The organism is Ferrovibrio sp. (assembly GCF_035304305.1).
In the GTDB taxonomy this organism is placed as follows: domain Bacteria; phylum Pseudomonadota; class Alphaproteobacteria; order Ferrovibrionales; family Ferrovibrionaceae; genus Ferrovibrio.
Genome location: NZ_DATGQG010000095.1, coordinates 28,286 through 51,217 on the forward strand (window position 1 = coordinate 28,286; position 22,932 = coordinate 51,217).

Annotated in this window: 26 protein-coding genes; 9 read left to right on the top strand and 17 right to left on the bottom strand. The window is 67.3% G+C overall.

From position 1 onward, the window contains the following. Window positions 1–6 precede the first annotated feature (6 nt). Window positions 7–810: a precorrin-4 C(11)-methyltransferase gene (cobM, locus tag VKZ87_RS11340; RefSeq protein ID WP_324221370.1), complete on the top strand. Its 804-nt coding sequence runs from the start codon at window positions 7–9 to the stop codon at window positions 808–810. Here the strand turns inward: cobM and VKZ87_RS11345 are convergent. Together VKZ87_RS11345 and VKZ87_RS11350 are read right to left on the bottom strand one after the other, a co-directional pair. After that, window positions 791–1,567: a cobalt-precorrin-6A reductase gene (locus VKZ87_RS11345; protein WP_324221371.1), complete on the bottom strand. Its 777-nt coding sequence runs from the start codon at window positions 1,565–1,567 to the stop codon at window positions 791–793. The genes cobM and VKZ87_RS11345 overlap by 20 nt on opposite strands. Beyond that, entirely contained in the window at window positions 1,557–2,663 is a 1,107-nt protein-coding gene (locus VKZ87_RS11350; protein ID WP_324221372.1) for a cobalt-precorrin-5B (C(1))-methyltransferase, read from the bottom strand. Before VKZ87_RS11350 ends, VKZ87_RS11345 begins: the two co-directional genes overlap by 11 nt. 29 nt (window positions 2,664–2,692) lie before the next feature. Here VKZ87_RS11350 and cobA point away from each other — a divergent pair, with 29 nt between their 5' ends. Beyond that, window positions 2,693–3,517 carry a uroporphyrinogen-III C-methyltransferase gene (gene cobA, locus VKZ87_RS11355; protein WP_324221373.1) on the top strand — a complete coding sequence of 275 codons (825 nt, stop codon included), beginning with the start codon at window positions 2,693–2,695 and terminating at the stop codon, window positions 3,515–3,517. Next, the gene (locus VKZ87_RS11360) at window positions 3,499–4,818 is read left to right on the top strand and encodes a cobyrinate a,c-diamide synthase (protein WP_324221374.1); all 1,320 of its coding nucleotides are present in this window, start codon (window positions 3,499–3,501) and stop codon (window positions 4,816–4,818) included. The genes cobA and VKZ87_RS11360 overlap by 19 nt, the downstream gene beginning before the upstream one ends. A 117-nt stretch (window positions 4,819–4,935) precedes the next feature. Here the strand turns inward: VKZ87_RS11360 and VKZ87_RS11365 are convergent, their stop codons facing one another. Continuing rightward, window positions 4,936–7,155, bottom strand: a complete 2,220-nt coding sequence (locus VKZ87_RS11365; protein WP_324221375.1) for a methyl-accepting chemotaxis protein — start codon at window positions 7,153–7,155, stop codon at window positions 4,936–4,938. 284 nt (window positions 7,156–7,439) lie between these two features. Here VKZ87_RS11365 and VKZ87_RS11370 point away from each other — a divergent pair, with 284 nt between their 5' ends. Both VKZ87_RS11370 and VKZ87_RS11375 read left to right on the top strand, forming a co-directional pair. Then, window positions 7,440–7,970, top strand: a complete 531-nt coding sequence (locus VKZ87_RS11370; protein WP_324221376.1) for an SH3 domain-containing protein — start codon at window positions 7,440–7,442, stop codon at window positions 7,968–7,970. A gap of 38 nt (window positions 7,971–8,008) precedes the next feature. Continuing rightward, window positions 8,009–8,530, top strand: a complete 522-nt coding sequence (locus VKZ87_RS11375; protein ID WP_324221377.1) for a group III truncated hemoglobin — start codon at window positions 8,009–8,011, stop codon at window positions 8,528–8,530. Here VKZ87_RS11375 and VKZ87_RS11380 read toward each other — a convergent pair. Beyond that, window positions 8,524–9,465: a hypothetical protein gene (locus VKZ87_RS11380; RefSeq protein WP_324221378.1), complete on the bottom strand. Its 942-nt coding sequence runs from the start codon at window positions 9,463–9,465 to the stop codon at window positions 8,524–8,526. The genes VKZ87_RS11375 and VKZ87_RS11380 overlap by 7 nt on opposite strands. A gap of 5 nt (window positions 9,466–9,470) precedes the next feature. Then, a complete protein-coding gene (locus tag VKZ87_RS11385; RefSeq protein WP_324221379.1) occupies window positions 9,471–10,079 on the bottom strand; it encodes a pyridoxamine 5'-phosphate oxidase family protein in 609 nt (202 codons plus the stop codon). A 62-nt stretch (window positions 10,080–10,141) separates the two neighbouring features. On the opposite strand from VKZ87_RS11385, the gene VKZ87_RS11390 reads away from it, so the two are divergent. Continuing rightward, window positions 10,142–10,600: a GNAT family N-acetyltransferase gene (locus VKZ87_RS11390; RefSeq protein ID WP_324221380.1), complete on the top strand. Its 459-nt coding sequence runs from the start codon at window positions 10,142–10,144 to the stop codon at window positions 10,598–10,600. On the opposite strand, the gene VKZ87_RS11395 is transcribed toward VKZ87_RS11390, so the two are convergent. The 6 genes from VKZ87_RS11395 to irrA all read right to left on the bottom strand — a co-directional run bounded on the left by VKZ87_RS11395 (window position 10,597) and on the right by irrA (window position 16,801). After that, complete coding sequence (locus VKZ87_RS11395) at window positions 10,597–11,031, bottom strand: VOC family protein (RefSeq protein ID WP_324221381.1); 435 nt, start codon at window positions 11,029–11,031, stop codon at window positions 10,597–10,599. The genes VKZ87_RS11390 and VKZ87_RS11395 overlap by 4 nt on opposite strands. A 79-nt stretch (window positions 11,032–11,110) precedes the next feature. Then, a complete protein-coding gene (locus tag VKZ87_RS11400; RefSeq protein ID WP_324221382.1) occupies window positions 11,111–11,701 on the bottom strand; it encodes a DUF3501 family protein in 591 nt (196 codons plus the stop codon). A gap of 10 nt (window positions 11,702–11,711) precedes the next feature. After that, on the bottom strand, window positions 11,712–13,073 hold the full coding sequence (locus tag VKZ87_RS11405) for a (Fe-S)-binding protein (protein WP_324221383.1): 1,362 nt from the start codon (window positions 13,071–13,073) through the stop codon (window positions 11,712–11,714). A 115-nt stretch (window positions 13,074–13,188) separates the two neighbouring features. Further along, complete coding sequence (locus VKZ87_RS11410) at window positions 13,189–13,608, bottom strand: rubrerythrin family protein (protein ID WP_324221384.1); 420 nt, start codon at window positions 13,606–13,608, stop codon at window positions 13,189–13,191. Between the two features lie 192 nt (window positions 13,609–13,800). Continuing rightward, the gene (locus VKZ87_RS11415) at window positions 13,801–16,272 is read right to left on the bottom strand and encodes an ATP-binding protein (protein WP_324221385.1); all 2,472 of its coding nucleotides are present in this window, start codon (window positions 16,270–16,272) and stop codon (window positions 13,801–13,803) included. A 118-nt stretch (window positions 16,273–16,390) separates the two neighbouring features. After that, complete coding sequence (gene irrA / locus VKZ87_RS11420) at window positions 16,391–16,801, bottom strand: iron response transcriptional regulator IrrA (RefSeq protein WP_324221386.1); 411 nt, start codon at window positions 16,799–16,801, stop codon at window positions 16,391–16,393. 237 nt (window positions 16,802–17,038) lie between these two features. Between irrA and fabA the strand changes: the two genes are divergently transcribed. The 3 genes from fabA to VKZ87_RS11435 are packed head-to-tail and all read left to right on the top strand — an operon-like array spanning window position 17,039 to window position 19,674. Then, window positions 17,039–17,563: a 3-hydroxyacyl-[acyl-carrier-protein] dehydratase FabA gene (fabA, locus tag VKZ87_RS11425; protein ID WP_324221387.1), complete on the top strand. Its 525-nt coding sequence runs from the start codon at window positions 17,039–17,041 to the stop codon at window positions 17,561–17,563. A gap of 12 nt (window positions 17,564–17,575) precedes the next feature. After that, complete coding sequence (gene fabB / locus VKZ87_RS11430) at window positions 17,576–18,817, top strand: beta-ketoacyl-ACP synthase I (protein ID WP_324221388.1); 1,242 nt, start codon at window positions 17,576–17,578, stop codon at window positions 18,815–18,817. 32 nt (window positions 18,818–18,849) lie between these two features. Beyond that, window positions 18,850–19,674 carry an enoyl-ACP reductase FabI gene (locus VKZ87_RS11435; protein ID WP_324221389.1) on the top strand — a complete coding sequence of 275 codons (825 nt, stop codon included), beginning with the start codon at window positions 18,850–18,852 and terminating at the stop codon, window positions 19,672–19,674. Between the two features lie 20 nt (window positions 19,675–19,694). On the opposite strand, the gene VKZ87_RS11440 is transcribed toward VKZ87_RS11435, so the two are convergent. The 6 genes from VKZ87_RS11440 to VKZ87_RS11465 form a co-directional block, all read right to left on the bottom strand. Beyond that, window positions 19,695–19,961: a hypothetical protein gene (locus tag VKZ87_RS11440; RefSeq protein ID WP_324221390.1), complete on the bottom strand. Its 267-nt coding sequence runs from the start codon at window positions 19,959–19,961 to the stop codon at window positions 19,695–19,697. 3 nt (window positions 19,962–19,964) lie between these two features. After that, window positions 19,965–20,441: a helix-turn-helix transcriptional regulator gene (locus VKZ87_RS11445; RefSeq protein ID WP_324221391.1), complete on the bottom strand. Its 477-nt coding sequence runs from the start codon at window positions 20,439–20,441 to the stop codon at window positions 19,965–19,967. A 29-nt stretch (window positions 20,442–20,470) separates the two neighbouring features. Further along, window positions 20,471–20,815, bottom strand: coding sequence for a hypothetical protein (locus VKZ87_RS11450; protein WP_324221392.1), 345 nt, complete (start codon window positions 20,813–20,815; stop codon window positions 20,471–20,473). 207 nt (window positions 20,816–21,022) lie between these two features. Further along, window positions 21,023–22,177 carry an aminotransferase class V-fold PLP-dependent enzyme gene (locus VKZ87_RS11455; protein ID WP_324221393.1) on the bottom strand — a complete coding sequence of 385 codons (1,155 nt, stop codon included), beginning with the start codon at window positions 22,175–22,177 and terminating at the stop codon, window positions 21,023–21,025. A 166-nt stretch (window positions 22,178–22,343) separates the two neighbouring features. Beyond that, window positions 22,344–22,496, bottom strand: a complete 153-nt coding sequence (locus VKZ87_RS11460) for a hypothetical protein (RefSeq protein ID WP_324221394.1) — start codon at window positions 22,494–22,496, stop codon at window positions 22,344–22,346. Window positions 22,497–22,604: 108 nt separating this feature from the next. Next, a complete protein-coding gene (locus tag VKZ87_RS11465) occupies window positions 22,605–22,892 on the bottom strand; it encodes a hypothetical protein (RefSeq protein WP_324221395.1) in 288 nt (95 codons plus the stop codon). Window positions 22,893–22,932 lie beyond the last annotated feature (40 nt).

Below are 22,932 nucleotides of genomic sequence, written 5' to 3' on the forward strand. Positions count from 1 at the left end.
CAGTCCATGACCGTCCACTTCATCGGCGCGGGACCCGGCGCGCCGGACCTGATCACGCTGCGCGGCGCGAAGCTGATCGGATCCTGCCCGGTCTGCCTCTATGCCGGATCGCTGGTGCCGGAAGCGGTCGTGGCGCTGGCGCCGGAAGGCGCGCGGGTGATCGACACCGCGCCGCTCACGCTGGATGGGATCATGGAAGAAATCGCGGCGGCGCATGACAGGGGCCAGGACGTTGCCCGCGTGCATTCCGGCGATCCCGCACTTTATGGCGCCATCGCCGAGCAGATCCGGCGCCTGAAGACGATGGGCATCCCCTACACGATCACGCCGGGCGTGCCGGCCTTTGCCGCCGCAGCCGCCGCGCTGCAGACGGAACTCACCCTGCCCGGCATTGCCCAGAGCATCGTGCTGACCCGCACGGCGATGCAGGCATCCGCAATGCCCGACGGCGAGACGCTGGCGAATTTCGGCCGCACCGGCGCGACGCTGGCGATCCATCTGTCGATCCGCAACATCCGCCATGTGGTGGAGGAACTCACGCCGCATTACGGCGCCGATTGTCCCGTCGCCGTGGTGGCGCGCGCGAGCTGGCCGGACCAGCAGATCATCCGCGGCCGGCTAGACGACATCGCAGCGAAAGTGCGCGCGGCGAAGATCACCCGCACGGCGCTCATCCTGGTCGGCCGCGTGCTGGACGAGGATGCGCCGTTCCGCGACAGCGCGCTCTACGATCCGGCGCATGCGCATGTCCTGCGGCCGGGGAAGAGAGCCAGAAGCGTTTCCGCTAAGTCTAAACCGCGTGCAGGTTGATCCAGGCCAGCGCCTCGCCGACGGACCTGAGGATCTCGCCCGGCGGCAGCGGCGGGCGGTCGATCATCAGCACCGGCAGATGGAGTTCGGCAGCGGCCGCGATCTTCGCTGCCGAGCCGCCGGAATTCTTCGTCACCAGCAGCTCGATGTGATGCTGCCGCATCAGCGCCGTTTCGTCTTCCGGCCGGAACGGGCCGCGGCCGAGGATGACCTCGCCCGGGGGCAGCGGCGTGTCGGGGTCCGGCGGATCGATCATGCGGATGAGGAACCAGCGGCCGTCGCCGGGATCGCCGTCATTGGCGCCGGCCAGCGGCACGAAGGGTGCGAGGTCCTGCCGGCCGAGAGTGAGAAAGATGCGCCTGGCCGGATGGACGCGCAGGAAGGCCGCCGCGGCGGCGATGTCGGGCATCACGGTCCAGCGGTCGCCCGGCGAGGGCACCCAGGCCGGCCGCACCAGCTTGGCGCGCGGAATGCCGAGATCCTCGCAGGCCTTCTGCGCATGGTGGCAGATCTGCGTCGCGAAGGGATGCGTCGCATCCAGCACCAGCTCGATGCCCTCATTCATCAGATAGGTGACCAGACCCGGCCGGCCGCCGAAGCCGCCGATGCGCACCTCGCCCGGCGGCAGCACCGGATGATCGGTGCGCCCGGCCAGTGAGGAGATGCAGTGCACGCGGCTGCTGCCGTCGAGTTCGCGCGCCAGCCGCAGCGCCTCGCCGGTGCCGCCGAGCAGCAGAAGTCTGCGTTTACGTGCCATCGGTTCCACCCGTGCTGCGGCCCACGATCCGTCCGGTCCGGTCCACCGCGACCACGTCGATCGCGATCTCCGCCGGAGAGACAATCGCGGCGGCGGCCGCTTGTGCCTTTTCCGCCACCAGATCGCCCAGGCCGAGCCCCGCAGCCTCGGCCATCTCCAGCACTTCCAACGCGGTATTGGCCTGTTCCGCACGGCGGCGCAGCGCGTCGCCGGCGCCGAGCGCCGCCAGCCAGCCGGCAAGCATGGCCCGGTCCACCCGGCTGCGGCCGGAATGCAGATCCATCTGCCCCTGCGCCAGTTTCACCAGCTTGGCGAAGCCGCCGCCGATGGTCAGCCGCTCCACCGGATGCTGCCGCAGGTATTTCAGCAGCGCGCCGGCGAAATCGCCCATGTCGAGCATGGCGGGTTCGGGCAGGCCGTACAGCATCCGCACGGCCGCTTCCGAAGTCGCGCCGGTGCAGCCGGCGACATGCCGCAGCCCCGCCGCAAGCGCCACGTCGACGCCGCGATGGATGGCCTGGATCCAGGCCGAGCAGGAATACGGCACCACGATGCCGGTGGTGCCGAGGATGCTGAGGCCGCCCACGATGCCGAGCCGCGGATTCCAGGTCCGCTGCGCCAGCTCCGCGCCGTTCGCCACGCCGATCTCGATCTCGACATCGCCGGGATCGTCATGCGCCGCCGCCAGTTCGGCGATCACGTCGCGCATCATCTGCCGCGGCACCGGATTGATCGCCGGCTCGCCGGGCGGCACCGGCAGGCCAGGCCGCGTCACCATGCCGACGCCCTCGCCCGCCCTGAACACCACGCCCGCCCCCGCCGGCGCGCGGCGCACGCGGCTGCGGATCAGCGCCTGATGCGTCACGTCGGGATCGTCGCCGGCATCCTTGACGATCGCCGCCTCGGCCCAGCCGTCGCCCAGCCGCTCGGCCGCCAGCGCGAAACCCGGCGTCTCGCCCCCGGGCAGCGTGATGATGACGGGATCGGGAAAGGCGCCGGTCAGCAGCGCCTGCCAGGCCGCCTTGGTCGCCGCGGTGGCGCAGGCGCCGGTCGTCCAGCCCCGGCGCAGGACCTTTCCTGTCGGCCGCTCCGTCATGGCGGCCAATATACAGGAGAGCGCATGCGGTGTACCTTGCCCGCATGCAGCTGCCGCCGCTCGAGATGCCGGTTTTTCCGCCCGGCCAGGTCTGGCTGACCGGCGCCGGGCCGGGCGATCCCGGCCTGCTGACGCTGCATGCAGTGAACGCGCTGAACCAGGCCGACGTGGTGATCTACGACGCGCTGGTCAGCGAGGCCATTCTCGGCTGCGCGCCGCGCCAGGCCCTGCTTGAATATGCCGGCAAGCGCGGCGGCAAGCCCTCGCCGAAGCAGCGCGACATCTCCGAACGCCTGATCGAACTGGCGCGCCAGGGCAAGCGCGTGCTGCGGCTCAAGGGCGGCGATCCCTTCATCTTCGGCCGCGGCGCCGAGGAGGCGCTGGCGCTGATCCAGGCCGGCATTGCCTTCCGCATCATCCCCGGCATTTCGTCCGGCGTCGGCGGACTGGCCTATGCCGGCATTCCGCTCACCCATCGCGACACCAATTCCTGCGTCACCTTCCTCACCGGCCACAATGCCAGCGGCGAGGTGCCCGACAGCCTCGACTGGGCGGCGATGGTGCGCGCCTCGCCGGTGCTGGTGATCTACATGGCGATCAAGCATCTCGCGCTGCTGGTGGCGAAGCTGCGCCATGCCGGCCTGAGCGCGGACCGTCCCGCCGCGCTGGTCGCCAATGCGACCCTGCCCGACATGCGCGTGCTGCGCTCGACGCTGGGCAGCATCGTCGCCGACGCGCAGCGCGCCGGCATCGAGCCGCCCGCCCTGCTGGTGGTCGGCGAGACGGTGGCGCTGCACGAGCGGTTCGGCACCAGCGACCTGCAGGCCCGGCTGCCTTGCCCCGCTCCCACCTGACCCATGGCGTCGTCATCGCCGCGCCGGCCTCGGGCAGCGGCAAAACGCTGGTCACGCTGGCGCTGATCCATCTGCTATCGCGCGAGGGCCGCGTCGTTGCGCCGTTCAAGACGGGGCCCGACTATATCGACGGCGCCTATCACCGCGCCGCCAGCGCCGGCCGGCCCTGCTTCAATCTCGATCTCTTCGCCATGCGCCCGGAAACCATCGCGGCGATCCTGCATGACGGCGCCGCGGACGCGGCCTTCGCCGTCATCGAGGGCGTGATGGGCCTGTTCGACGGCGCCGCCGATGCGGAAGGCAGCACGGCCGACCTCGCGGCGCGGCTCGGCCTGCCGGTGATCCTCGTGATCGATGCGTCCCACCAGGGCCAGTCGGCGGCGGCGCTCGCCCATGGCTTCCGCAGCTTCCGCGCCGATGTGCGGATCGGCGGCGTGATCCTCAACCGCGTCGCCTCCGAACGCCATGAACGTTTGCTGCGCGAGGCCTTTGCGCCGCTCGGCCTGCCGGTGCTGGCCGCACTGCCGGCGCATGACGACCTCGTGCTGCCGAGCCGCCATCTCGGCCTGGTGCAGGCGGACGAGCATGGCGGACTCGACCTCTTCCTCGATCGCGCCGCCGACTGGCTGCATCGCCGGCTCGACCGCGCCGCCTTCAAGGCCATCGCGACGCCGCTGACGCTGCACACAGCGCCGCTGCGGCCGCTGCCGCCGCCGGGCCAGCGCATCGCGGTGGCGAGCGATGCGGCCTTCGCCTTCGCCTACCCGCATCTGCTGCAGGGCTGGCGGCGGCAGGGCGCAGAGCTTTCCGTCTTCTCGCCCTTGCAGGACGAGGCGCCGGCCGGCGACGCCGATGCCGTCTTCCTGCCCGGCGGCTATCCCGAGCTGCATGCGGACAAACTCGCCGGCAACGCGCGGCTGATGCAGGGCCTGCGCGATGCGGCCGCCCGCGGCGCGGCGATCTACGGCGAATGCGGCGGCTTCATGCTGCTGGGCGAGAGCCTGACCGATGCGGACGGCGCCCGTCACGCGATGGCCGGATTGCTGCCGGTCGCCACCAGCTTCGCCGCGCGCCGGCGCAGCCTCGGCTACCGCCGCATCACCGCGCTCGGCGATACGCCGCTGGGCGCGAAGGGCAGCCGCTTCCGCGGCCATGAATTCCATTACTCGGTGCAGACCAAGACGGCCGCGACGCCGCTCTTCGCCGTCAGTGACGCATCCGGCGACTCACCTGGCGTCACCGGCGCGCAGGCCGGCCGCGTCTTCGGCAGCTATCTGCACCTGATCGACCGGGAAGACTGATCCTTCAACGATCGCCACCCTCGCGCGGAGCGCGAGGGTCCATTGCCCTGTCCGTTTCTCGGACGGTTGGGATGGTCCCCCGGCCTGTGCCGGGGTGACGGTTTCTGTGCCGCTCCCTCACGCCGCCTGGCGGTCGCCGGTGTTGAAGAAGCCGACCAGCTCGGCGAGGTTGCGGGCCTGCGCGGCCAGCGCTTCGGCGGAGGCCGAGGTCTCCTCCACCAGCGCGCCGTTGCGCTGCGTCATCTCGTCCATCGAGCCGACCGCCGTGTTGACCTCTTCCAGGCCGCGCGCCTGTTCCGCCGAGGCGACGGCGATCTCGGCCACGATGTCGGACACCTTCTTGATCGCGGTGACGATCTCGGCGAGCGACTGGCCGGTCTGGTTGACCAGCGCGGCGCCGCTCTTCACCTGGCCGTTGCTCTCGCCGATCAGCGCCTTGATGTCCTTCGACGCATTCGCCGAGCGCTGCGCCAGCGCACGCACTTCCTGCGCCACCACGGCGAAACCCTTGCCGGCCTCGCCCGCACGCGCGGCTTCCACCGAGGCATTCAGCGCAAGGAGATTCGTCTGGAAGGCGATCTCGTCGATCAGGCCGACGATGTCGGAAATCTTCTGCGCGCTTTCCTCGATCTGCGTCACCGCGGTGACGGCATCGCGGGTCACGCTGCCGCCCTTCTCGGCCAGGTCGCGCGCGGTGACGGCGAGCTGGTTCGCGGCCTGCGCATTGTCGGCATTCTGCTTCACCGTGGCCGTCACCTGCTGCATGGCGGCCGCCGTCTGCTCCAGGCTGGACGCCTGGCTTTCGGTGCGCTGCGACAGGTCCTTGCTGCCGGAGGAAATCTCCGCCGAGGCATCGCGCACGGCCGCGGCCGTGGTGGCCAGGGTGCCGGCCAGTTCGCGCAGCGTGTCGATGGTGCTGTTGACGTTGGCCTTGAGCTCGCCGAACAGACCCTGGAAATCGGCCTCGATGCGATGGGTCAGATCGCCCCTCGCCATCGCGGCGACGGAAGCCAGCACGGCGCGGGTGCACTGCTCGGTGGTATCCACCAGCGAATTGATGCCGGAGGCGAGCAGATGCATGAAGCCTTCCTTGCCCTCCAGCGGCAGGCGCTGCGAGAAGTCGCCATTGCCGGCGGCGGTGACGATGGTCGCAACCTCCTGCTCGATCGCCAGCTGCTGGGTGATGTCGGTCCATTCGACCGAGGTGCCGACCCGCACGCCGCGGCGGTTGTAGGCCGGATTGGCGATGAGGTTGAAGGTGCGGCCGCCGATGCGGATGCGGGCGCGATGGGCCTGGGTGAGGCCGGCCAGAATCCGCTGCTGATGCGCCGGATTCTTGTGGAAGACATCGATCGACTGGCCGATCAGGCCGTTGGCGTCGAAGTCGGGCAGGTCCCTGCGGATATCGGCTTCGGCGCGGCGCAGCAGCTCCTGCACCGACTTGTTGCAGAACACGATCCGGTTCTCGGCATCGGCCACCATGATGCTGGAGGCGACATTGGCCAGCGCGCTTTCCGCCCGCGCGGCCAGCACCGTCACCTTCTGCAGCTCGATGGCGGCGCGCGCGATCTCGCCGATCTCGTCGCGGCGTTCGCCGCCCGTGATCGCGGCCTCGTCATCGCCCTCGGCGAGCGACTGGATGGCGCGGGTCAGGCGCGCCAGCGGCGGCGCGATGCTGCGGGTGATGCCGAAGCCGACGATGCCGGCGAGTGTCAGGCCGATCACCAGCAGGATGATCTGGATCCGGTCGATATCGCGCACCGCCTGCATCACCAGTGCCGCCGAGGCGCCGAGCGCGGCCTGCTGGTCGCCGCGCAGGCCGCCGCTGTGGTCGCCGGCGCCGCGGTTGGGACCGTCGAGCCGGTCGAGCAGCATCTTCACCACCGGCAGGGCCTCGGCGCGCAGCTGCGCCGCGGCCTCGTCGCGCTTGCCCGCCATCGAGGTCGCCTCGACCCGGTCCTGCGCCTGGCGCAGCCGGGCCAGCAGCGGCCGGATCTCGGCCCAGCGGTCGGCCATGTCGCGGTCGCCGCTCCGGGCGGCGAGGGCTCCGACCGCCTCGGCCGATGCCTCGAGATTGCGCCAGGCGTCGGCGCGCTCCTTCCGCAGCGCCTCGTCGCCGGTCAGCATGAAGCCGCGCAGGCTGGCCAGGGTGGCATAGAGGTCGGAGGTCACCTCCATCGTCTCCATCGCCATCGGCAGACGGTAATCGGTCATGGCGGTGACGTTGCGCTTGATCTGCTGGGTTTCCCATAGCGCGATCGCGACGGCGAGGGCAAATATGGCGCAGACAATACCGAAACCGACCGCCAGGCGCGGTCCGATCCTGAAGCGATGCATGATTTCCCACCCCAGCTGTTCTAGTTATGCGGGCGATCATGGCGCAGATTTGAATAGGGACAAATAAGTCTTTTCACCGGGAAACCAGCAAAAACACTCGAAGTTGCAGGGGTTTAGGCTTTCGACTCGCTAGCGGCGAGTGATTGATTATCGGAGGTTGTCCGCCTACGGACTTATGCAGCTTTGCCCGCGTGCATTGCGCCGGCAGACCCCCCTGCTACGATCAGCGCGCCCATCCGATTCGCTTAACCGATCCTTACACGGTTTGCTGTAGTCCGGCCGTCATGCTGCTGCGTCTCGTTCTGTCTGCCTGCCTGCTGCTGACCCTTGTCCCCCCCGGCCAGGCCGCCGCCGATGATGCCCGGTCCGCCTCCGGCCCCGTCGGGATCGGCCCCGATTCCGGCCTGCCGGTGCCGCGTTTCGTCAGCCTCGCCGCCGACAAGGTGAATGCCCGCACGGGGCCCGGCGCGCGCTATCCGATCGCCTGGCAGTACCAGCGCCGCAACCTGCCGGTGGAAGTCACCGCGGAATACGAATACTGGCGCCGCATCCGCGACCATGAGGGCACCGAGGCCTGGGTGCACAAGAACCTGACCTCGGGCAGGCGCTATGCGCTGGTGGACGGCACCGTGCGGCCGCTGCTGGCCAGGGCCGATCCCGCCGCCGAGGTGCTGCTGATGGCCGAGCCCGGCGTGCAGGCGCGCCTGCGCAAATGCCCCAACCTGATCTGGTGCCAGGTGGAGATTTCCGGCGAACGCGGCTGGATGGAGCGCCGCCATCTCTGGGGCATCTATCCGCACGAAATTTTCGATTAGCCGCCGTCTGCGACCTCGCGCCACGCTGCACTTGGCGGGTGCACTGCCCTATTCTGATCGGCATGAGCCATGACGACGAGACGACTTACGCCGAGCGCCAGCGCCGCCGCGCCGCGCTTTCGCCGGGCGCCGAAGCCGGCGTGACCGAGGAGATGATCCATGCCGTGGTGCATGGCTTCTACGGCCGCATCCGCCAGGATGCGCTGCTCGGCCCGATCTTCAACGGCGTGATCGGCGACAACTGGGACCATCACCTCGCCAAGATGTGCGACTTCTGGTCCTCGGTGCTGCTGATGAGCGGCCGCTACGACGGACGGCCGATGCCGGCCCATGTGAAGATCGATCTCGGCCGCGGCGCCGGGCTCGACGACAGGCATTTCGACCACTGGCTGGCGATGTTCCGCGCCACGGTGCGCGAGCTCTGCCCGCCTGCCGCCGCGGCCCTGTTCGAGGACCGCGCGCAGCGCATCGCGGCCTCGCTGCTGCAGGGCGTGCGCTTTGCCCGCGGCGAGATGCCCGACTGGCTCGGCCCGGTCAGGAGCGAGGCGCCGGCTCAGTAGAGCGTCCCATCAATTTCCCGCAACTTGTAAGTATCTTCACTGATTGGCTGAACAAAAAATTCCGATTGGGAGGGGAGTAGCTTTTGCCTCACCCCTCTCGTCGCAAGTGGGTTGTGAACCACTGATAAAAGCTTGTCGTTTCGATGCCCTTGGACTGCAATTGTCTCATCTATTGCAGCAGCCCAAATCGCACTGATCGCCGCAAACTCTTCGTTTAAAAAGGCGGAAGTGGGAACACGTCCGCCATTCGGCTTGGCTATAACAGGCCTATATTGATGTTCAGTGTGCCTGATTTCAGCCGTAGTTGTATCGAGTGTTACTTGCAAAGGCCCAACTGGAAACACGGCTTCAACAGCATATGGCCGCTGCGTGATTCCCGTGAAGCTCAAGTCTCTATGATACGCGAGCCGCCGGCCATTTATCGCGATGACGTATATGTCCCGATCTGTTACCCAACCTCTATCCAAATAACCTGTAAGCCCACGCTCGTTATTGCCGACCAGCTTCTCATACTTTTCCTTTAGTGCGGCAGTCCATCGGAGCAAAATCTGCTCATGAGGAACAGTGTAAGCAGTTCCCTTCTGTAAGTTCAGAAATTCTCGCGGAATTCCCGTTGGCGATGGGCATATAACTTCAATGAAAATACGCTCATTCTCATGCTCAATCAGGAAATCTGGCCCACCCTCCTGCTCTCGACGACGCAGGGCAAAACCTGCCGTCAATAACTCATTGGCTATAAGCAGCTCACTAAGGGTCTGATAGTAGGAATCATCATCTCTCGACCGAAGCCTGCCTGCACATTCGCGCCCGAGTAATCTGTCCTCAGATAGACGTAAGTAAATTGATAGCACAAACTCAACTATGGACTCGCGCTGGGTTGAGCCTGCATACCTAATATGCAGGGCGTCCCTGATACTGTCAGCCTCTCCTGCCATCTAGGTCAGTAGAGCCGCGTCCGGTAACTCTCTTCCAGATTGGCGTCGGCCGCCGCGGCATCGATGCCGGCGATCTGGTCGGCGACGATGCGTCCCAGCGTGGGAAAGCTGCTGCGCTCGACATGACGCTCCGGGTTCCACAGGTCGGAGCGGATCAGCGCCTTGCCGCAATGGAAGAAGACTTCCCGCACCGCGATTTCCAGCGCCGATGCCGGCACCTTGCCCTGCACCGCCATGGGCTCGAGCCGGGCGGCCTCGCTGACGATGCGCGCGCGGCCGTTCACCCGCAGGGTCTCGTTGATGCCCGGCACCATGAAGAGCAGGCCGATATCGGGGCTGTGCGTCAGGTTGCGCAGGGAGTCGATCAGGTTGTTGCCGCGCCGGTCGGGCAGCAGCAGCGTGGTATCGTCCTCGACCCGCACGAAGCCCGGCGCATCGCCGCGCGGCGAGCAGTCGGCCCCGTCCGGCCCGTGGGTCGCCAGCACCACGAAGGGCGACAGCGCGATGAAGGCGCGGGCATGTCTGTCGAGGCGGTGCAGGATCTTCTTCTGCACCAGGTCGCTGGGCCGGGCATAGCGCACGCGCAGGTCGGCTTCGGTGTCGATGACGGACATGGCTTCACTCCTTCGCGCGGAATTCTATCGCAATTCCGCCCGGCCTGCGCTATGGGCGGACAATGCCCGACGGAATTTCCCTCCAGCCGGTGACCGCGGCCGATCTGCCGGCCCTGCTCGGTTTCGCCCGCGATTTCCACGCCGAGGACGGCCATGCGCTGGATGCGCGCGGCGAGCAAGGCGTGCGCGCGGCGGCCGCCGGCGATCCGCTGGCGCGCGCCTGGTTCGTCTGCGACGGCGGCCAGCGCATCGGCTATGCCGTGCTGACGCTGGGCTTCAGCATCCTGCATGGCGGCCGCGACGGCTTCATCGACGACCTCTACCTGGTGCCGGCGGCGCGCGGCCGGGGCATCGGGCCGAGGGTCATGGCCATGCTGGAGGACGAGGCGCGCAGGCTCGGCCTGCAGGCGCTGCATCTGGAAGTCGAGACCGGCAATGTCCGCGCCGCCGCGCTCTATGCCGCGCGCGGCTATGAGGAAAGCCCGCGCCGGCTGATGAGCCTGCGGCTCGCCGGCGGCTAGCCGGGCGGCAGCTGCGGCGTGATCACCACGCTGGGTGCCGATCGCGTCGAGGGGCCGTGGAAGACGGCCTCGATATTGTTGCCGTCGGGATCCAGCGCGAAGGCGGCGTAATAGCCGGGATGGTACTTGCTGCGCAGGCCCGGCGCGCCGTTGTCGCGCCCGCCCGCCGCCAGCACGGCGGCATGAAAGCGCTGCACGGTTGCCTCATCCGGCGCCTGGAAGGCGATATGGGCACGGCCGGTGAGATGGAAATCCTCATGCGCCGCGGTGTTGCTGACGTAGAACTCGTCGCAGTGGAAGAAACCCGGTCCCTCGCCTTCGACCTTCAGGCCGAGCGCGGTGAAGGCCGCCTCGTAGAAACGGCGGGAGGCCCCGAGATCGCGGACCACCAGATGCACATGGTCGATCAGCCGGCCGCGATGGAACTGCATGATGTCTCCTCCGGATCGGTAAGCGTCCTGTCACGCTCAATGCGGAGCGCGCTGCTTTGATCCGGCGGCTGCGACGGCTTTAAGCGAAATCCCCGCTGAGGTTTTCGCGCACCGCTTCGGGCATCACGGCGATATGGCCGTAATTCTCATGCTCGATGCCGAGCAGCACGCGGGTGCCGGGGGTGCGGAAGGCGGTGATCTGCTCGGCGGTGAACGGGAAGCGCAGGAAATGCACGCTGGAGGTCTTGCCGTCCTCGCGGTTGCGCTCGGCATCGTCCTCCGGCACGGCGCGGATCCTGTGGCTGCCGAATTCCAGCACGATCTTCTGGTCGATATTGGTCAGCTGCGCCAGCACGGCCGGGCGGCGCACCGCGTCGTCCACCTCGATCATGAAGGTGGCGACCAGCTCGCTGCCCTTCGGCACCAGCGGCTCGTAGGCCGCCAGCTCGTCGGCGATCTGCTCCTCGCCGCCCTTCTCGATGAACAGCATCTCGTGGATCTGCCACCACATGGTGGTGTAGTTCTCGAAATAGAAGGTGCAGAAGGGGCCGACGCCGACACGGCGGTTCTTCTTCGTCGCGACGACTTCGGCGCGCTTGTCCTTGCGGACCTTCACGAAATCCTCGAGCGAGAGGATGTCCTCGCGGGTGATCGTCGTCTTCAGCGTCATGACGCGTTCCTCACATCAATCCGTAGGCTTTGGCGAACAGCTCCACCGGATGCTCGGCCTTCTCCGGCAGGCGGAAGCCTTCCCTGTCCCTGCCCTCGCGCTCCATGCCCTGGCGGATATGGATGGCGGCGAGCGGGCATTCGGAGGCTATATGCGCCTTGTTCTCCTTCACCGCCGCGCGCATCACCGGCTTGCCGACCTTCATCCCGACCTCGAAGAACTCCCTGCGCACGCCCCAGGAGCCGCCATGGCCGGCGCAGCGTTCGATGACGGCGAGATCGCCCGGCTGCTGCGGAATCAGCTTCATCAGCTCGGTCGCCTTGGCGCCCATGTTCTGTGCCCGCGCATGGCAGGCGAGATGCAGGGTCACGCCGCCTTCCAGCGGCTTCAGCCCCGGCGCGAGGCCGTGCTGCTTCGCGATGTCGACGATGTATTCGGAAATGTCGAAGGTCGCCTGGCTCAGCTTCTTCACCAGCGGATCGTCCGGCAGGATCAGCGGCCACTCGAATTTCAGCATCAGCGCGCAGGACGGCACCAGCGCGACGATGTCGTAGCCTTCGTCGATCAGCGGCGAGAAGGCCTCGGCCACGCGGCGCGCCTTCTTCGCCACATCCTCGATGTCGCCCTGCTCCAGCCGCGGCATGCCGCAGCAGCCGGGATATTCCACCCGCAGCTCGACACCGTTATGGGCGAGGATCCTCTGCGCCGCGATGCCGATATCGGGATTGTTGTAGTTGCCGAAGCAGGTGGCGTAGATCGCTGCCTTGCGCTTCGCGGCATAGGCCGGCGCGGCGGTATTGATCGCCGGCGCTTCCGATTTCGCGCGCGCGACCAGGGTCCTGGAATGGAACTTCGGCAGCTCGGCATCGTGATGGATGTCGGCCACCTTCTCCATCAGGCCGCGGGTCAGCCTGTTGCCGCGGTCGCTCGCCCAGTTGGCCAGCCCGGCGACGACGCCGGCCAGCTTGCCGTTGCGGTCGGTCTGCGACAGCTGGTCGCCGATCGCATCCTTGCGGCCCGCCTTCCGCTCGGCGGCGCGGTAGCGCAGCATCAGATGCGGAAAATCGAGATTGAACTCGTGCGGCGGCACGTAGGGGCACTTGGTCATGTAGCACAGGTCGCAGAGCGTGCAGGCATCCACGACCGGCTTGAAATCCGCCGACTTGACCTCGTCGAGCTCGCCGGTGGGCGATTCATCGATCAGGTCGAACAGCCGCGGGAAGGAATCGCACAGATTGAAGCAGCGCCGGCAACCGTGGCAGATGTCGAAGATGCGCCGCATCTCGGCGTCGATCTTCTCCATGTCGTAGAAATCGGGATTCTGCCAGTCGAGCGGATGGCGGGTGGGCGCCTCGAGGCTGCCTTCGCGCATGGTCGTCTCCGGAGCAATGGGCGCGGCGATGCGGGCCCGGCGCCTTGCGGCGCCGGACCTCGCGTCAGCCGTGTTGTGGCTTGCGGTGTGCGGCGGCGGTTACGCCACGCACGGATCAGGCCATCGTGTCGAGGGCCTTCTGGAAACGGCCGGCATGGCTCTTCTCAGCCTTGGCCAGCGTCTCGAACCATTCGGCGATTTCCTCGAAGCCCTCTTCGCGGGCGGTCTTGGCCATGCCCGGATACATGTCGGTGTATTCGTGAGTCTCGCCGGCGATCGCCGCCTTCAGGTTCTGGGCGGTCGAGCCGATCGGCTCGCCGGTGGCCGGGTCGCCGACCTCGGCGAGGAATTCCAGATGGCCATGGGCATGGCCGGTCTCGCCCTCGGCGGTCGAGCGGAAGACCGCGGCGACGTCGTTGTAGCCCTCAACGTCCGCCTTCTGGGCGAAGTAGAGGTAGCGGCGGTTCGCCTGGCTCTCGCCGGCGAAGGCTTCCTTCAGGTTGGCATGGGTCTTGGTATTCTTCAGTGCAGGCATGCTGGTCCTCCATCTTCCCTGACTCCCGGCCGCTCATCTGGGGAATGACGGCTTGTTTCCGACGCATTCGGATTCGGGATCGTTCGCGGATTATGAGCCGCGACAATGGCCTGTCAAGTTCTCTTGAATGATTCTAAAATACCTGCTGTTGACTCTGATTTGCAATCAGCGCGGCCGCCATCGCGGAGGCGTTTACCCTGCCGCCGCCGCCGCTTTCGCAGCGGTCACCGGCATCGGCAGTTCCACCACGACGCGGAAACCGCCCTCGGGCCGGTTGGCGAAGGTGATGCGGCCGCGATGCGCGGCGACCAGTTCGCGCACGATGGCGAGGCCAAGCCCCGTGCCGGTACCGCTGCCGGTATAGACATCGCGGTCCTGCACGAAGGGATCGCCCAGCCGCGGCAGCAGCTCGGGCGACACGCCCGGCCCGGTATCGTCGATCCGGATCGCGAGGCAGCCGTCGCCGGCGGCGCGCAGGGTCGCGGTGATCAGGCCGCCCGGCGGCGTGAACTTCACCGCGTTGCCGAACAGGTTGATCAGGATCTGGCGCAGCGCGCGCTCGTCGGCCACCACTTCGGGCGGATCCGTCTCGGTGCGGACCTCGATCTCCACGCCCTTCTCGCTGGCGCGCCGGCGCACGAAGATCAGCGCGTCGCTGATCGCGTCGCGCGCATCGATCGTGCCGAAGCGGAAATCGACGCCCTTCTGCTGGATCTTGCTGAGGTCGAGGATGTCGTTGATCAGCTCGAGCAGATGCCGGCCGCTGCTCAGGATGTCCTGCACGTAGCCGCGGTAGCGCTCGGAGCCGATCGGGCCGAAGATCTGCGCGTCGATCGCCTCCGAGAAGCCGATGATGGCGTTCAGCGGCGTGCGCAGCTCGTGACTCATGTTGGCGAGGAATTTCGCCTTGGCCTGGTTGGCCTGTTCGGCCAGCGCCAGCAGTCGGCTCTGCTCGGTCGTCAGCTGGGTGAGCCGCAGTTCGGTGGCGGCGAGATCGGTCATGTCGCGCATGATGGCGCAGAGCATCGCCTCGCCGCTGGGCAGCGTGACCTTCGAGATCGAGGACAGCAGCGGGAATTCGGTGCCGTCGCGGCGCAGGCCGTGGACCTCGCGCCAGCTGCCCATGTCGCGCGCGCCGTCGGGGCCGTTGAGGATGCCGCGGAGGATGTCGTCGTGATGGCCGCGCACCGCATGGGGCAGCAGCGGCTTCAGCGAACGCCCGATCATCTCCTCGGCGCGGAAGCCGAACATCGCCTCGGCGCCCTTGTTGAAATGGGTGATCGTCAGCGACTGGTCGAGTGCGACGATGGCGTCCTGCGCGGCGTCCAGCACCATCGCCAGCCGCTTCTCGGATGCCTGCACCGCATCGGCGATGCGGCGTTCCTCGGTGATGTCGAAGATCACGCCGTCGAAGACCCAGCCGTCGCCGTCGGCGCGCGGCCGGCCGGTGGCGCGGAAATGGCGGATGCTGCCGTCGGACAGGACGCGCCGGCCCTCGAGGGTCAGGTCGCGGCCCGACCTTGCCGCGTCGAGCAGGGCGGCCCGCAGCCGCGGCTCGTCTTCCGGATGCGGGCGAAAGCTGCGCGCATCGGCAAACAGCGTGGCGGCATCGACATCGAGAATCTTCGACGCGCGCTGGCTGGTCCAGAGCAGCGTGGCGCGGCCATTGCCATCGATGCGCAGCCGGTAGAGCACGCCGGGCATGGTATCGGCGATGTCGCGCAGCAGCCGCTCCGCGCGGCCGGCATGATGCAGCAGGAAGAGGCCGATGCCGGTCACCAGCAGCAGGCTGGCGACCGCAAGCGGCGCGATGTCGCTCATGACGGCGGCGGCCTCGCCCAGCCAGGAGGTCGACCGCGCGGCGAAGACGGCTTTCAGCGGGTAATGCTCGAGCGGCTGGACCGTCAGGTCGTGCAGGCGCCCGCCCAGGATGGTCTCGCCCTGCAGCAGGCCCTGCGCGCCCGGATCCCAGTAATCCAGCAGCCGGCCGACATCGGCCTCGGCCATGCCGTTGATGTAGTAGATGATGCCCTGGCGGCCGACCAGCGCGATATGGTCGCCGGGATCCTGGCGCAGGCCCTGCACGAAGCGGTCGAGGTAATGCAGGTCGATCGCCGCCACCGCGACGCCGCGGAACCGGCCGCCCGGGTCGAGCAGGGCGCGGCTGAGGGAGAAGAACCAGCGTCCGTCGATCTGGGATTTCACCGGCGCGCCGATGATCAGGCCGCTCTCGCCCTCGCGATGGCGGCGGAAATACTCGCGTTCGGAGCCGTTATAGGGACGCGGCGGGAAGGCGCCGGCATCGCCGATCGAGCGGCCGGTTTCGTCGAGCACGACGAGGTAGCGGATCGGCGCCGAGGCGCCGGCCAGTTCCTTCAGCAGCAGATGGATGCGCCCCGGCGACGGCCAGGCCTGCTGGTCGGTCTGCAGCAGCATCGCGGCGATCTGCAGGTCGCGGTCGGCCTCGCTCAGCGTGCGTTCGGCATGGTCGGCCAGCATGCGCGTGAGTTCGACGGCGCGCTGCTGCTTGTCCTGCTGCCGCGCCTTCAGATGGTAATAGCCATAGGCGGCGAGAAAGCCGAGGCTGACCGCATAGACGAGGATCAGGGTCAGCCCGATCAGGCCCTGACGCGAACGGAGGACGATGGGTGGCTTGTGGCTCATATGGCGGTTCCGCCGGCAACAATGCGGGCGAATGCCCCCGGCTGCTTTGATCTAGGGCAACCGCTGGTCGAACAGAGCGTTATTTATTGATAAGGAAACGCGGACGTTGCGCCGCCGGTCAGCTCTGCAACCGGACGATTACGTCGACCCGGGCGATGCGCTCGCCGGGCGGGGCCTGGGGCACACGCACCAGGGCAACCTCTTCTTCCGGGATGTCGCGCAGCTCGCCGGTCCGCTCGTAGTAGAAATGGTGATGCGGGGCGAGGTTGGTGTCGAAGTAGGAGCGGCCCGCGTCGACGGTCACCATACGGAGCAGCCCCGCGGCGGTGAACTGGTGCAGGCAGTTATAGACGGTGGCGAGCGACAGCCGTTCGCCGCTGGCCGCCGCCTCGTTGAACAGACTTTCCGCCGTCACATGGCGCGGACCCTGGGCGAACAGGATCCGGGCCAGGGCCAGACGCTGCCGGGTGGTCCGCAGGCCGGCCTCGCGCAGCAGCGCCGCGGCGTCCTGGAACCGGGGTTCGATCATCTTGTTCATTCTGTCCGATATATCGCAGGGATCCTCCGCGCACCAGTAGCAGCTTTGTAACAAAGTGCAACGAAACTGTTGCGACTGGCGGGCGGATCACTACATTGAGCCCGGAAGATGGAGACAGGTCCGAGACTTAAGGCTCCCGAGGGACCCCGAAGAGGGGCAACGGACCCGGGTGACGGGGATTGTCGGCAAACCATCCTTCAGGCGCAACAGGGGTTGAGGGCTCCGAACGTGGAACGGAAGTCGAGCTATAGTTACGAGGATCTGCTGGCCTGTGCTCATGGCAAGCTGTTCGGCGAGGGCAATGCCCGTCTGCCGCTGCCGCCCATGCTGATGCTGGACCGCATTCTCAAGATCGCCGACCAGGGCGGCAAATACGGCAAGGGCGAGATCGAGGCCGAACTCGACATCAAGCCCAATCTCTGGTTCTTCCCCTGCCATTTCGAGAATGACCCGATCATGCCGGGCTGCCTCGGCCTCGATGGCATGTGGCAGCTGGTGGGCTTCTTCCTCGGCTGGATGAAGGCGCCGGGCAAGGGCCGCGCGCTCAGCGTCGGCGAAGTGAAATTCTCCGGCGAGGTCACGCCGGCGGCCAAGAAGATCACCTTCAGGATCGACATCAAGAAGGTGCTGATGCGCAAGTTCGGCATCGCCGTCGCCGACGGCATCATGCTGATCGACGGCAAGCCCGCCTATGAATGCAAGGACATGCGCGTCGGGGTCTTCCCCGAAGGCATGGCCCCTGCCGCGGCATAAGGAACATCGTATATGCGTCGCGTCGTCGTCACCGGTCTCGGCATCACCTCTTCCATCGGCAACAATGCCGAGGAAGTGGCCGACAGCCTGAAGGCCGGCCGCTCCGGCATCGTCTTTGCCGAGGAATACGCCAGGCTCGGCTTCCGCAGCCAGGTGCACGGCACGGTCAAGATCGATCTCGACGCGGCCATCGACCGCCGCCAGCGCCGCTTCATGGGCGACGGCGCGGCCTATGCCTATCTCGCCATGGAACAGGCGATCGCCGATTCCGGCCTCGAGGAACGCGAGGTCGTCAACGAACGCACCGGCCTGATCGTCGGCTCCGGCGGTCCCTCGACGCGCAACCTGATCCAGGCGGCCGACATCACCCGCGAGAAGGGCCCGAAGAAGATCGGCCCGTTCATGGTGCCGCGCTGCATGTCGAGCACCTGCTCGGCGGTGCTCTCCACGGCGTTCAGGATCAAGGGCGTGAACTACTCGATCTCGTCCGCCTGCTCGACCTCGGCGCACTGCATCGGCAACGCCGCCGAGCTGATCCAGCTGGGCAAGCAGGACATCGTCTTCGCCGGCGGCGGCGAGGAACTGGACTGGACGCTCTCCGTACTGTTCGACGCCATGCCGGCGATGAGCTCGGCCTACAACGACACGCCGGAAAAGGCCTCGCGCGCCTATGACAAGAACCGCGACGGCTTCGTGATCGCCGGCGGCGGCGGCATCCTGGTGATGGAAGAACTCGAACATGCCAAGGCCCGCGGCGCCAGGATCTATGCCGAGCTGGTCGGCTACGGCGCCACCTCCGACGGCGCCGACATGGTGGCGCCCTCGGGCGAGGGCGCGGTGCGCTGCATGAAGCAGGCGCTGAACGAGGCGGCGCGCAACGGCCATATGGGCCACAACGCGCCGGTCGACTACATCAACACCCACGGCACCTCGACCCCGGCCGGCGACATCACGGAGCTGAACGCGATCCGCGAGGTGTTCGGCGAGGCGGTGCCGGCGATCAGCTCGACCAAGTCGCTGACCGGTCACAGCCTGGGTGCCGCCGGCGTGCATGAGGCGATCTATTCGCTGCTCATGATGCGCGACAACTTCCTCGCCGCTTCGGCCAATATCGAGACCCTCGATCCCGGAGCGGAAGGCTTCCCGATCCTGCGCGAGCGCAAGGACAACGTGACGCTGAACCGTGTCATGTCGAATTCCTTCGGATTCGGCGGCACCAACGCGACGTTGCTGTTCCAGCGTTACGACGCCTGATCCTTCGCAGACATCTTTTTTCGGATTCCGCTATGACCGATACGCGCGCGTTGATGAGTGGCAAGCGCGGCCTCATCATGGGGGTCGCCAACGACCATTCCATCGCCTGGGGCATCGCCCGCACGCTGGCTGCCCATGGCGCCGAACTGGCCTTCACCTACCAGGGCGTCGGCTTCGACCGCCGGGTGAAGCCGCTGGCCGACTCGGTGAATGCCAGGGCCGTGGTGCCCTGCGACGTCGAGGACGAGACCAGCATGCATTCGGCCTTCGACGCGGTCGGCAAGGCCTTCGACGGCCGGCTCGACTTCGTCGTCCATGCCATCGCCTATTCCGACAAGGAAGAGCTGAAGGGCCGCTACCTCAACACCACCAAGAGCAACTTCGCGCGCTCGATGGCGATCTCCTGCTATTCCTTCACGGAAGTGGCGCGGCTCGCCATGCCCTACATGAACGACGGCGGCGCGCTGGTGACCCTGACCTATGAAGGCAGCACCCGCGTGATGCCGAACTACAACGTGATGGGCGTGGCGAAGGCGGCGCTGGAAGCCAGCGTGCGCTATCTCGCCGTCGATCTCGGCCCGCAGAAGATCCGCGTCAACGCCATCTCGCCGGGGCCGATGCGCACGCTGGCCGGCTCGGCCATCGGCTCGGCCCGCGCCACCTTCAGGTTCACCGCGCAGCATTCGCCGCTGCGCCGCAATGCGACGCTGGACGAGGTCGGCGGCGCGGCGCTGTTCCTGCTCTCCGATCTCGGCTCCGGCGTCAGCGGTGAAGTCGTCCATGTCGACTGCGGCTTCCACGCGCTCGGCATGCCCAACCCGGCCGACCTCAACGGCGGCGGCAACGGCGAGGGCTGAGCCCGCCCGGCAGCGGCCGGTCAGCCGCCGCTGTATTCGACGACAAAAGCCGCCACCAGCAGCAGCGCGCCGAGCAGGTTGGCGACGGCGTCGGGGATGTTGAAGGTATTGCGCTTCATCTCCAGGCCCTCGGCGCAGGCCTTGCGCAGCGCGCCGGTGAAGCGCGACGACGCGCGGTTCGCCCTGTACTCATCGCGGAGAATGCGGAACCGCTGCGCGACGTCATGCAGCGGCGACCATGCCAGCAGCAGCGAACCGATGATGCCGAGGATGCTGGAGCTCAGCATGTCCTAGTAGTGCATCTTGTCCGGCGTGCCGGATCCCAGGCCCAGCAGATCGGCGAGCGTGTGCATCATGTGCTGCCGCGTTTCGACGGGAATCTCCGTCATGATCGTCTGGCGCAGCAGCGCGGCCTGGTATCCCGCATCGGTCGCCTTGGTCCAGCCGCCGCCGGCCCGCTCCAGCGCGAGGCCGAGCAGCTCTGCCGGATTGGCGTCGAGCGCGTCGGCATAGCGCAGCAGCGTCTTCAGTCCGATATCGCCCTTGCCCGACAGGCCGCGCGACACCGCCGAGGGATCGACGCCGAGCTCCTGCGCCAGATTGAGCTGCGACTTTTCGCTGGCCCGCAGGCGCTCCTTCAGCAGGGCGCGCAGGGTCTCGACGACGGAAGCGATCCTGCGGTCGCGCTCCGCCAGCCGGCGGTAATCCGGATTGGCCTCGGCGATCGCCGTTTCGATCCCGGACACGAACCTGTTGGTTTCCGTCATCACGCAACTCCTCTGCAACATTCCGCCGGCTAGTACGTCGCCGCGGCCGCCCGGATCAGGGCAGCCCAGTCTTCCTCGGGCTCTCCCCGGATCAGCTCCAGACAGGTCCCGGTGCCGGCCGAGACCAGAACCAGCAGCGCATAGCGGTAATCGCCGCCCCGCAATTCCCATATCGGCGGCACCACGCAAATCCTTCCGTCCGGCGTCGACCGCACCACCTCGGCGCCCAGACCATCCTCCGCGCAATCCTCCAGCGCCCTCAGAATGGCGCGCGCATGGTGCTGAGTCCGCCAGTTCCGCCCCAGCCGGATCAGCTCCAGGGCCACCGGATGGGAGGCGGGGTCGTCGACAATAGTAAATGCATCAGGATGCATTTTTCAAGTCCATTTCGGACCATTATTGATCTATATATCAATATTTTCCCTGAAAATTATACTATCGCAGCAGTGTGAAAACCGGAAAGGGAATCCGCCGCGAGGCAATACGGCCGCACAAAACCGTCATCTCCCATCCGCGTGGACGGGGCGGCCGCTTGGGCCCTCGGCTGCGCCGGGGGAGACGATCTTTGGGTTTGCGTCAGCTTACGAAAGCGCGTCCTTCATGACGCGGAACAGCCGCTCGACATCCTCGTCGGTGTTGTAGACATGGGGCGTGACGCGCATGGATTTGCCGCGGACGCTGACGAAGACACTGGCGGCGGCGAGCTTCGCCGGCAGTTCGGGCGGCACCCCTTCGGTGAAGCGCAGGCCGAGATAATGGCCGGCGCGGCGATCGGGGGCGACGCTGTCGAGGCCGAACTCGGCCCGCGCGCGTTCGGCGATCGCGTCCGTACGATGCCTCAGCGTCGCCTGGATCGTCTCCGGTCCCCAGTCGAGCAGCATCTGCAGGGCCGCCTTCGCCGCCGGCACCAGGGCGAAATTGCTGCGCTCGCCGACATCGAAGCGGCGCGCACCGGGCTGGAAGCCGGTCCTGTAATTCACCAGCGCGGTGAAATCCTCCGAAGCCTGGCGCGCGATCCAGTTATGCTCGAGCGGCGGCGCGTCATGCCAGCGCGGATCGACATAGAGATAGCCGAAGGAATACGGCCCCAGCATCCATTTGTAGCCGCCGGCGCAGAGGAAATCCGGCCGGATCGCCTGCACGTCGAAGGGCAGCACGCCGAGCGACTGCGTGGCATCGATGCAGAGCGCGGCGCCGACCCGGTCGCAGGCCCGGCGGATTGCGACGAGATCGAGCAGGCCGCCATCGGTCCAGTGGCAGTGCGGCAGCGCGACGATCGCGGTGCGCTCGTCGATCAGCGCCAGCACCGCGCGCGTCCAGTCGTCATCGGCCGGGCGCGGCACGGTGACATGGGCGGCGTTGCATTGCCGCGCCTTCTCGATCCAGGGATAGACGTTGGAGGGAAACTGCTCGGCGAGCGTCAGCACGCTCTGCCCGGCCTTCAGCGGCAGCGCATGGGCGGCGACGCCCATGCCGTAGGACACCGCCGGGACGAGCGCGACATCGTCGGCCGTCGCATTCACCAGCTTCGCGAACAGCGCGCGCACCGCTTCGGAATCGGTGAAGAAATCCTCCGGGCGGATCAGCCAGGGCCGGCCCTTGGCCGCCATGCCCTGCTCGCCGGCGGCGATCGCCGCCTTCGCCATTGGGCCCATATAGGCGGCGTTCAGATAGGCGACATCGCCGGGGATGTCGAAGAGGTGACGCTGGCTGGGAAGGAGTCCGGACTGGGTCATGTCTCTGGCTAGCCTCCCCCGTGCCCTTTGGACAGAGGAAAAATGCACCGGCACAATCCGCAGGGCAGACAGGCAATGGCGCCCTCGACTCGCGCCGAGGGTGACGGCCTTCGGAACCCCCCGCGGGAGGCAGGAAAACGGAGAGATCGCGCGGGAGCCGGCGCGGCTACATCTTCAGCGCCAGGTCGCGGATCGCCAGACGGCAGGCGTCGGCGGTGCGTTCCAGATAGGCGCGGGCGTCAGGGCGAAGGTCGGGTTGCAGCAGCTGCTCGTTGATCGAGGCCAGTATCGTGCGCAGGTGCCGAATCCGTGCCGGCATATCCGTTTCCCCCTTGAGCGAATCAGTCATATCGGCAGGGAGAGTGGCGCCGGTTTGGTTAACAAAATCTGAGGCGTCGCGGTTTTCCAGGCTTCATGCGGCGGCGGCTCACGCCGCCGTCGAGACCTTCTGGCCGCCCGCATCGGCGACGAAGTCGCGCAGCAGGCCGAGCATGTTGGAGGATACCGCATCATGGCCCTTGAGGATCAGCACCAGCGAAGCGCGGTTGCTGCCGATCTTGAGCGCGAAGGCATCGAAGCTGATCTGCTTGCGGCGGCAGGCTTCGAGGATGATCGGCTGGACGTCGCGGGCGAAGAACATCCGGGGCCCGCTGCGTTTGACCTCGAGGGCGCGCGGATCGAGCACCGGGGGCAGCAGGGAAGACGGGCGGGTCACGGCGACGGCTCCTTTCTGTTTCGCAATGCTCCGTGCCGGG

Coding starts and splice junctions, on each gene's coding strand:
- cobM (WP_324221370.1), top strand. CDS start 7: ATGACCGTCCACTTCATCGGCGCGGGACCCGGCGCGCCGGACCTGATC.
- VKZ87_RS11345 (WP_324221371.1), bottom strand. CDS start 1,567: ATGGCACGTAAACGCAGACTTCTGCTGCTCGGCGGCACCGGCGAGGCG.
- VKZ87_RS11350 (WP_324221372.1), bottom strand. CDS start 2,663: ATGACGGAGCGGCCGACAGGAAAGGTCCTGCGCCGGGGCTGGACGACC.
- VKZ87_RS11365 (WP_324221375.1), bottom strand. CDS start 7,155: ATGCATCGCTTCAGGATCGGACCGCGCCTGGCGGTCGGTTTCGGTATT.
- VKZ87_RS11370 (WP_324221376.1), top strand. CDS start 7,440: ATGCTGCTGCGTCTCGTTCTGTCTGCCTGCCTGCTGCTGACCCTTGTC.
- VKZ87_RS11380 (WP_324221378.1), bottom strand. CDS start 9,465: ATGGCAGGAGAGGCTGACAGTATCAGGGACGCCCTGCATATTAGGTAT.
- VKZ87_RS11385 (WP_324221379.1), bottom strand. CDS start 10,079: ATGTCCGTCATCGACACCGAAGCCGACCTGCGCGTGCGCTATGCCCGG.
- VKZ87_RS11390 (WP_324221380.1), top strand. CDS start 10,142: ATGCCCGACGGAATTTCCCTCCAGCCGGTGACCGCGGCCGATCTGCCG.
- VKZ87_RS11395 (WP_324221381.1), bottom strand. CDS start 11,031: ATGCAGTTCCATCGCGGCCGGCTGATCGACCATGTGCATCTGGTGGTC.
- VKZ87_RS11400 (WP_324221382.1), bottom strand. CDS start 11,701: ATGACGCTGAAGACGACGATCACCCGCGAGGACATCCTCTCGCTCGAG.
- VKZ87_RS11405 (WP_324221383.1), bottom strand. CDS start 13,073: ATGCGCGAAGGCAGCCTCGAGGCGCCCACCCGCCATCCGCTCGACTGG.
- VKZ87_RS11410 (WP_324221384.1), bottom strand. CDS start 13,608: ATGCCTGCACTGAAGAATACCAAGACCCATGCCAACCTGAAGGAAGCC.
- VKZ87_RS11415 (WP_324221385.1), bottom strand. CDS start 16,272: ATGAGCCACAAGCCACCCATCGTCCTCCGTTCGCGTCAGGGCCTGATC.
- irrA (WP_324221386.1), bottom strand. CDS start 16,801: ATGATCGAACCCCGGTTCCAGGACGCCGCGGCGCTGCTGCGCGAGGCC.
- fabB (WP_324221388.1), top strand. CDS start 17,576: ATGCGTCGCGTCGTCGTCACCGGTCTCGGCATCACCTCTTCCATCGGC.
- VKZ87_RS11435 (WP_324221389.1), top strand. CDS start 18,850: ATGACCGATACGCGCGCGTTGATGAGTGGCAAGCGCGGCCTCATCATG.
- VKZ87_RS11440 (WP_324221390.1), bottom strand. CDS start 19,961: ATGCTGAGCTCCAGCATCCTCGGCATCATCGGTTCGCTGCTGCTGGCA.
- VKZ87_RS11445 (WP_324221391.1), bottom strand. CDS start 20,441: ATGACGGAAACCAACAGGTTCGTGTCCGGGATCGAAACGGCGATCGCC.
- VKZ87_RS11450 (WP_324221392.1), bottom strand. CDS start 20,815: ATGCATCCTGATGCATTTACTATTGTCGACGACCCCGCCTCCCATCCG.
- VKZ87_RS11455 (WP_324221393.1), bottom strand. CDS start 22,177: ATGACCCAGTCCGGACTCCTTCCCAGCCAGCGTCACCTCTTCGACATC.
- VKZ87_RS11460 (WP_324221394.1), bottom strand. CDS start 22,496: ATGCCGGCACGGATTCGGCACCTGCGCACGATACTGGCCTCGATCAAC.